7 protein-coding genes are annotated in these 7,486 nt (G+C 40.6%); 2 read left to right on the plus strand and 5 right to left on the minus strand.

Annotated elements, in window-relative coordinates:
* Positions 1-5: 5 nt before the first annotated feature.
* From gyrB to dnaA, 3 genes are all read right to left on the minus strand, one after another.
* A complete protein-coding gene (gene gyrB, locus Q0171_RS01385) occupies positions 6-2,333 on the minus strand; it encodes a DNA topoisomerase (ATP-hydrolyzing) subunit B (RefSeq protein WP_299325854.1) in 2,328 nt (775 codons plus the stop codon).
* Positions 2,334-2,359: 26 nt separating this feature from the next.
* Entirely contained in the window at positions 2,360-3,472 is a 1,113-nt protein-coding gene (dnaN, locus tag Q0171_RS01390; RefSeq protein ID WP_299325856.1) for a DNA polymerase III subunit beta, read from the minus strand.
* Between the two features lie 154 nt (positions 3,473-3,626).
* Positions 3,627-4,943, minus strand: a complete 1,317-nt coding sequence (dnaA, locus tag Q0171_RS01395; protein ID WP_299325858.1) for a chromosomal replication initiator protein DnaA — start codon at positions 4,941-4,943, stop codon at positions 3,627-3,629.
* Positions 4,944-5,155: 212 nt separating this feature from the next.
* On the opposite strand from dnaA, the gene ruvC reads away from it, so the two are divergent.
* Positions 5,156-5,632: a crossover junction endodeoxyribonuclease RuvC gene (gene ruvC / locus Q0171_RS01400; protein ID WP_299325860.1), complete on the plus strand. Its 477-nt coding sequence runs from the start codon at positions 5,156-5,158 to the stop codon at positions 5,630-5,632.
* A gap of 97 nt (positions 5,633-5,729) precedes the next feature.
* Entirely contained in the window at positions 5,730-6,557 is an 828-nt protein-coding gene (locus Q0171_RS01405; RefSeq protein WP_299325862.1) for a prephenate dehydrogenase, read from the plus strand.
* 18 nt (positions 6,558-6,575) lie between these two features.
* On the opposite strand, the gene Q0171_RS01410 is transcribed toward Q0171_RS01405, so the two are convergent.
* Together Q0171_RS01410 and Q0171_RS01415 are read right to left on the minus strand one after the other, a co-directional pair.
* The gene (locus Q0171_RS01410; RefSeq protein WP_299325864.1) at positions 6,576-6,854 is read right to left on the minus strand and encodes an acyloxyacyl hydrolase; all 279 of its coding nucleotides are present in this window, start codon (positions 6,852-6,854) and stop codon (positions 6,576-6,578) included.
* Positions 6,817-7,263, minus strand: coding sequence for a hypothetical protein (locus Q0171_RS01415; RefSeq protein ID WP_299325866.1), 447 nt, complete (start codon positions 7,261-7,263; stop codon positions 6,817-6,819). Before Q0171_RS01415 ends, Q0171_RS01410 begins: the two co-directional genes overlap by 38 nt.
* Positions 7,264-7,486: the final 223 nt, after the last annotated feature.

Raw genomic sequence — 7,486 nt, forward strand, 5'->3', positions numbered from 1 at the left:
AAATCTTAGACATCAAGGTTTTTCACATCTTTGGCATGTAGCTGGATATATTCTCTTCTAGGCTCGACTTCATCGCCCATAAACAGCGTGAAAATCCTATCTGCTTCCTCTTCATCTGGTAGTGTTACACGCAAAAGTGTGCGATTGCTAGGGATCATGGTCGTCTCCCATAGCTGCTCGGGATTCATCTCTCCTAGACCTTTATAGCGCTGCATATCGTAGCTTTTTTTCGTGGATTCCTCGATTTCTTCAAGTGCTTTTATGATGTTTTTCCCCTCTAAAAACGCCAAATCCCGCTCCTGGATTTTCTCATAAATATCACATGCCTCTTTGAAAAAATTATTCACAAATAGCTCTTGGCTAATCGTGATTTCTACAAGCCCTGTGGGGGTTTGCACATAGAGAGTGAGAAAATCTTGTGCAATGGTTTTATTAAGAATATTGCACTCAATAGTTGGCAGAAATTTTTCAATCTCTTTAAACATCTCTGCGAACCCAAGCTCGCGCGCACTTTTATTTTCTATCAAAAACCGCACGATATCCATCATCGCATAGCGTTTCTCAAGCTCTTTTAGGATAAGGCGATAGTGAGAGATTCGCTTTAAAATCTCAAGCAACTCTTTCTCACCCACACCCTCAAATGTGAAGTTCTCAATGCCGTTTTCTATGAGAAATTCACTTAATGCTTTGTCGTCTTTAAGATAGAGCTCTTTTTTCTTATTTTTCTTTAGCTGAAGGCGATAGAGTGGGGGCTGCGCAATGTAGATATGACCATTTTGCACAAGTGGCTTCAAATAGCGATAGAAAAATGTCATAAGCAGCGTTTGGATATGGCTTCCATCAACATCAGCATCAGTCATAATGATGATTTTATGATAGCGTAGGCGCTCAAGGCTAAAATCCTCGCCAATCCCACAGCCAAAAGCAGTAATCATATTTTTGATTTCTTCACTTTTTAGGATTTTATCTAGGCGAGATTTCTCGACATTTAGGATTTTTCCACGAAGTGGTAAAATCGCCTGATATGCGCGATCACGCCCCTGCTTGGCAGAGCCACCTGCAGAATCTCCCTCTACAAGATAGATTTCGGATTCTGCAGGGTCTTTACTTTGGCAGTCAGCAAGCTTTCCGGGCAATGTCCCTACGGAAAATCCTTCTTTTTTGCGTGTAAGCTCTCTAGCCTTTTTAGCTGCTTCCCTCCCGCGAGCAGCGAGCAATGCTTTTTGCATAATAGCTTTTGCATCATTTGGATTCTCTTCAAAATATTTGCTTAATCGCTCAAATGTAAGCTTTTGGATAATTGGCTTGATAAATGAGCTTCCTAGCTTGCCTTTTGTCTGCCCCTCAAACTGCGGATCAATAATGCGTGTAGAAATGATTGCCACCAGTCCCTCACGCACATCATCACCTGTAACCTTAATGTCTTTTTCGCGTGCGTTAGCGTTTGCCTCGATGTAGTTCATAATCACACGACTAAGCCCTGCCCTAAAGCCCGCTTCATGTGTCCCTCCATCTGGCGTGCGGATATTATTCACAAAGCTTAGGACATTTTCATCAAAGCCCTCATTATATACAAGCGCAACTTCCATTTCAGTGTCTTGATCAGTGCCTTTGAAATAGATTGTCGAGGCGATAGCTGGGCGTTTGTTAATGTCTTGTATAAACTGCATAAGCCCATCTTCAAAATGATATGATTCCCTAAAATCACAGCGTTCATCGATAAAATCAATCGTTAGATTCTGGTTTAGATACGCCATTTCTTTGAATCTGCGTGTGAGAACATCTTTGTCAAACTTCACGACTTCCATAATGCTACCATCAGGGAAAAATTCAATAATCGTGCCGTTTTTCTTAGTTTCACCGATGATTTCTAGCTCTGAAGTAGGAATCCCAGCGGCAAATTCTTGACGATAGATATTGCCGTTTTTGTGGATTGTCATAATGAGCTTCTTTGATAAAGCATTAACAACAGAGACCCCAACTCCGTGCAAACCACCAGAAGCTTTATATACTTCACTATCAAATTTTCCCCCAGCGTGCAGCACTGTTAGCACCACAGTAGCGGTGGGGATTTGCTCTGTGGGGTGGATATCTACGGGAATCCCTCGACCATTGTCTTCGATAATCGCGCTGCCCTCTTTTGTGAGTGTAATACTAATACGATCACAAAATCCTGCCATCGCTTCATCAACAGAGTTATCCACCACTTCATATACCATATGGTGCAAACCATTGATATTTGTGCTACCGATATACATTCCTGGGCGTTTGCGGACAGCTTCAAGCCCTTTTAGGACTTTAATATTCTGCCCGGTGTAAGATTTTTCTTGCATAGTGTTCCTTTAGATTCTGGGCAGTGCTAACACAAAACAGGCATAACGATTGTAGAGTATTGATTATCACGCACCATAAATGGCATATTGCTTTCGTTGATGAGAATTTCAAACTCATCACCACTGACAAAATTCAAAAAGTCAAGAATATATTTAGAATTCATACCAAGTGTGATAGATTCTGTGATAGTAAGTGAGAGTTCGATTTTATCCCGCGCGACTTCCCCACTTTCAGCATTCATTGATTCGAAAAACAGCCCTTGAGAATCCAGCGTGATTTTTACATTTGTAGAGAGAGAATTAACTTTTTTGATAGCTTTGATCATCTCACTTTTGGGAAGTTTGGATTCAAATTTAAACTCCTTTGGGACAATTTTCTCATAATCTGGGTATCTACCATTGATAAGTTTTGTGGAGAAAATATAGTTTTGGGATTTGATAAAAAGCATTGTAGGGTCAGATTCTGGTTTTTTGTTGATATAGATTTCAAATTCATCATAGAAGAGTTTAGAAATCTCCATAATCGCGCGTTTAGGAATGATGATAGAGATTTGTGCGCCCACGGATTGAGTATTTTGGCGGATAATTGCAAGTCGTCTAGTGTCCGTGCCTACGAAATTACAATGATAATCTTTGACATCAAGTAGTGTGCCAGAGAGCTCAATCCTATGCATATCGACTTTTGGGGTGTCTGCTGCGACGGCGACTTTTTTAATAGCTTCGATAAAGGCGATAGAATCTAGATTGATTTTTGTATCAGAATCTGTAATTTCCGGGAATTTCGTCGCATTGTTAAATTCTGCGGCGTTGAATGTAGGGAGATCGACTTCTGTAGTTTTTTGTTTGATCATGATTTGACCATTTTTTGTCTCTAAGGTGATTTCTCCATTATCAAGTGGTTTAATGATAGAGAGAATCTTTTTCCCTTCAATTGTGGCGATTCCATCTTCGAGCTTTTCGAGAATATCGATTTTCGATTGAATAGAAACCTCATAATCTGTGGCTTTGAGGAGGAGTTTATTATCGATAGTTTCAAGATAGATGTGAGATGTGATTTGTGAAGAGTCCTTTTTATCGAGAAATGATTGGAAATTATTGAGCACGATTTCGAAGTTATTTTTGTTGAGCGTGATTTTCATCGCTATTCTCCTTTTAAAATTTTAGTAGTATTAGTAGGGGCTGTGAAAAAGTGAAAAAGCTTTCTAAAGCCCTTAAATACGAAGTTTAGTAAGCTCTGGCATAGGTAAGTATTTTTCACTTATTTTCACTTATTTTAGCAAAATTCTCATGAAATTAGAGAGTTTTTTCGTTTTGGATTTTGGCTTTGAGATTCTGTGTGAGGCGTTTGAGCTGCTCGTCTTGCTCGATTTTTTTTACAATCTGTGTGAAAGCTTTGGAGATTGCGCTGTGGTCTTTCATATTGAGCTTTTGAGCTAGAATGCCCATAGAATCTATGTTTGAGAGTGTGCGGGTGAGGTAGATGACAAGATGCCGAGCTTGGACGATTTTGGAGATTCTGGATTTGGAAATGATTTCACTTGGTTTGACATTGCATTCTTTTGCCACAGCTTCGATGATTTTTTCTAGGCTGATTTCTTCGTTTGATTCTTTTTGGATTTCTTTTAGGACATTTTTTGCCATGGCGATGCTGAATGCTTGGTTTGTTACAGAGTGATGAAAATTTAGTTTCAGCACGATACTTTCGATTTGACGGACATTTTCGTTGATGTTTTCTGCGAGAAAATTGATAATGTCTTTTTCCATGTTGATTTGATTATCACGGCATTTTTGCTCGATTATGCGGATTTTGGTCTCGATTTCTGGGGGTTCGATTCCCATCATCATGCCACCTTCAAACCTTGATCGAAGTCTCTCTTCAAGTCCTTGAATCTGTTTTGGTAGTTTATCACTAGTCATGACGATTTGTTTTTGGCTTTTGTAGAGGGCTTCAAATGTGTTAAAAAATTCTTCTTGTAGCCCACCCTTTCCGCTGAAAAACTGCACATCATCGATAAGCAGATAGTCGCAGTTTCTATAATTGTCGCGGAATGTATCCATGGTGCCTTGTCGTATATGCTTTTGCCACTCATTCATAAATTCTTCTGTGGTGATATAGACAACTTTTTTGTTGTGCTCTATGGCGGTATTGCCTATAGCGTAGAGAAGATGAGTTTTGCCAAGACCTGTATGTCCATAAAGTAGGACTGGGTTATAGAGCTTGGCTTGGTGCTCGGCGACAGATTTTGCGATGATAAGTGCGGATTTATTGCTTCCACCCTCGACAAAATTATCAAATGTCTGTTGGGAATTTAGCAGGCTAGGATTCTGGTGGCGTTGCACCTTTTGGCGCGAGTTTTTCACATTTTGTTTGTCTTTGGCGACAGAAATTTTGACTTCAGTTTTTGTTTTAGTATGGAGCTCGAATGTATCAGCGATGGTTTGGGTGTATTTGGTTTTTATCCATTTTTCGATGTATGGATTTGGCACGATGAAGACAGCTAGATTACTCCTAGATGCGTTCTCATCGTATTTCATGAGAGATATGTATGTGTCAAATTCATATGGAGATATTTTGTCTTTTATAGTGAGAAGCACTTCGTCCCAGATCATATATACTCCTTAGAAACGCGTCAAAATATGGGTGATTGCTTTTCACATGTGAAAAATTCGATGTGAAAAATTTGTGAAAAACTTTTTGCATTTTTTTGGTATTTTTCACAAATTGTTTTAGGATATTCCGCGTCTAGCTAGATAATCAGTCATGCTAGTTTTAGCGCGGATTCTAACAAATCCAAGATATAAAAAACATAAAATGAGCAGACATGACTATCTTAGGTATTGATCCAGGCAGCAGGAATTGTGGCTATGCTGTGCTAGAATCCACCCCTAGGCTAAGACTTTTAGAAGCGGGGTTTATCAAAATCACAGAGCGAAATCTCCAAAGCCAGATTTTGGAGTTTGTCGAGGGGATAGATCTTGTGCTAAAAGCGCATAATATTGATTCTGTGGCGATGGAGGGGATATTTTATGCGCATAATCCGCAGAGTGTATTAAAGCTTGCCCAAATGCGCGGCGCAATCAGCTTAAAAATTTTGCAAGAGTTGGGGAATTTCGCAGAATACACTCCCTTACAAGTGAAAAAGACTATTACAGGTAAAGCCAAAGCTGATAAAGCGCAAGTTGCCTTTATGGTGAAGCAGATTCTAGGGATTAAGCAAGAAATTAAGCCACTTGACATCACAGATGCTATTGCTGTGGCTATAACGCATGCACGCAGTAGTAAAATCCAAGTGTGTTAGTTTTCGTGGCAATGCCTAGAATCCAACACAAAGACAAAAGCGCAGAATCTGCTATAATCGCTGGCATCACCATTTGATCAAAGATTAAAGGATTCTCATGCAAGCAGGGATTATTGGGCTAGGACTCATTGGCGGGAGTATGGGGCTGGCACTTCGAGAGAGTAGTATTTTTAAGACATTACTAGGCTATGATACAAGCCCACTGCATTCTAGGCAGGCTCTCTCTTTGGGACTTGTAGATGAGTGTGTGGAGTTTGAGGAGATTCAAGAATGCGATGTAATTTTCATCGCCACACCTCTTGATGGGATCATCTCCACCCTCCAGAAACTGCGCGCACCATCACCTACGACTACAATCATCGATCTAGGTGGCGCGAAGAAAAAGATTTTAGATTCTATCCCCCCAGACATTAGAAAAAATTTCGTTGCCGCACACCCTATGAGTGGCACAGAAAACTATGGTCCAAATGCTGCGCAAAAGGGACTTTTTGAAAACAAAATTGTGATTTTGACAGATTTAGACCAAAGTGGGGAATTCCAAGTTGCATTGGCTAAGCAGATTTTCGTCTCTATCGGCATGCGGCTTATTTCTATGTCTGCGGTGGAGCATGATAGACATGTGGCATTTATCTCACATTTACCTCATGTTATTTCGTTTGCCTTGGCTAATGCTGTGCTCTCCCAAGAAGAGCCACAAAATATCCTAGCACTCATTGGTGGTGGGTTTAAAGGTATGAGCCGCCTGGCGAAAAGCTCGCCTATCATGTGGCGTGATGTGTTTGCGCATAATAAACAAAATCTCTTAGAGGCTATCGATCATTTCGGCAAAGAAATGCTATATGCTGAAAAGCTTATCCAAGAAGATCGCTGGGAAGAGCTTATCGCGTGGATGAAAAAGGCAAATACTCTGCATACATTTATGTAAGCGGATAAGCAGCAGAATCTAAAACAACACGCCAGCATTCATGCCCATGAAGTTATACCCTGTGTTTGGGCGTTCGAGATTACCATTTGAGTAGTGTTTGATGATGAGTTCATAGCTCATGCTTGTGTGCTCTCCTAGTTTATGGTAAAACCCCACGAACACTCGCTCGCCAAAGGTAAAGGCACTGCCGATTCTGCCATCATCACCTTCATTTGAGCGGATATAAATCCCTATGCCAATCCCTGCATAGAATCTAGAGCTAAAGAGTGGAAGTATGATGTCTTGGCGCTGCGCCAAAGATGATTTGGGGTTTTAGGGTAGATTTGGTATTTGCTGGGTGAGAGGTTTGATTAAAGGCTGGGAAGAAAGCTTCTAGCTCGAGATTGATTCTGCCATTTATGCGGAAAAATGTGTTTGGCTGGGCGTAATACACACCAAGTGCATATACATCGGCAAAGCTTTTTTTGCTAAAGTCTGTGAAAACCCCGATTGATAGGCTATTGCGTGGGGAGGAGAGAGATTTAGTGGCAAAAAGTGAATGGAAAAGCACAGACTTTTGACATGGTTTTTTAGGCGGTATTTGACATGGCTGTGAAAGGGTTGGGCTAGATTCTAATGGTGATTTTGCTGGGCTAGGTTTTGCAAAATCTTTCTCTGCATGATCTTTTGCAAAAGCATTGAGCGATAGAGAAAAAGCATATAACACAATGCCTAAAATCGTGGGCAGAATATGGTGAGTATTTTGTCTAAAATCAGCTGCGGGGGGGGGTCGAATTATATGTGAGATGACAAGAAAAAGCCATGCAAAATCCTAAAGGAGAAATTCTAATAGGGAAATCCAAAATATAGGGTAGATCGATGTAGCTAGAGTGGTGTGCTCGGAGGGATTCAAACCCCCGACCTACAGGACCGCAACCTGTTGCTCTATT

It is taken from the genome of uncultured Helicobacter sp. (assembly GCF_937906905.1).
GTDB lineage: Bacteria > Campylobacterota > Campylobacteria > Campylobacterales > Helicobacteraceae > Helicobacter_B.

Coding starts and splice junctions, on each gene's coding strand:
- Q0171_RS01405 (WP_299325862.1), top strand. CDS start 5,730: ATGCAAGCAGGGATTATTGGGCTAGGACTCATTGGCGGGAGTATGGGG.
- dnaA (WP_299325858.1), bottom strand. CDS start 4,943: ATGATCTGGGACGAAGTGCTTCTCACTATAAAAGACAAAATATCTCCA.
- dnaN (WP_299325856.1), bottom strand. CDS start 3,472: ATGAAAATCACGCTCAACAAAAATAACTTCGAAATCGTGCTCAATAAT.
- ruvC (WP_299325860.1), top strand. CDS start 5,156: ATGACTATCTTAGGTATTGATCCAGGCAGCAGGAATTGTGGCTATGCT.
- gyrB (WP_299325854.1), bottom strand. CDS start 2,333: ATGCAAGAAAAATCTTACACCGGGCAGAATATTAAAGTCCTAAAAGGG.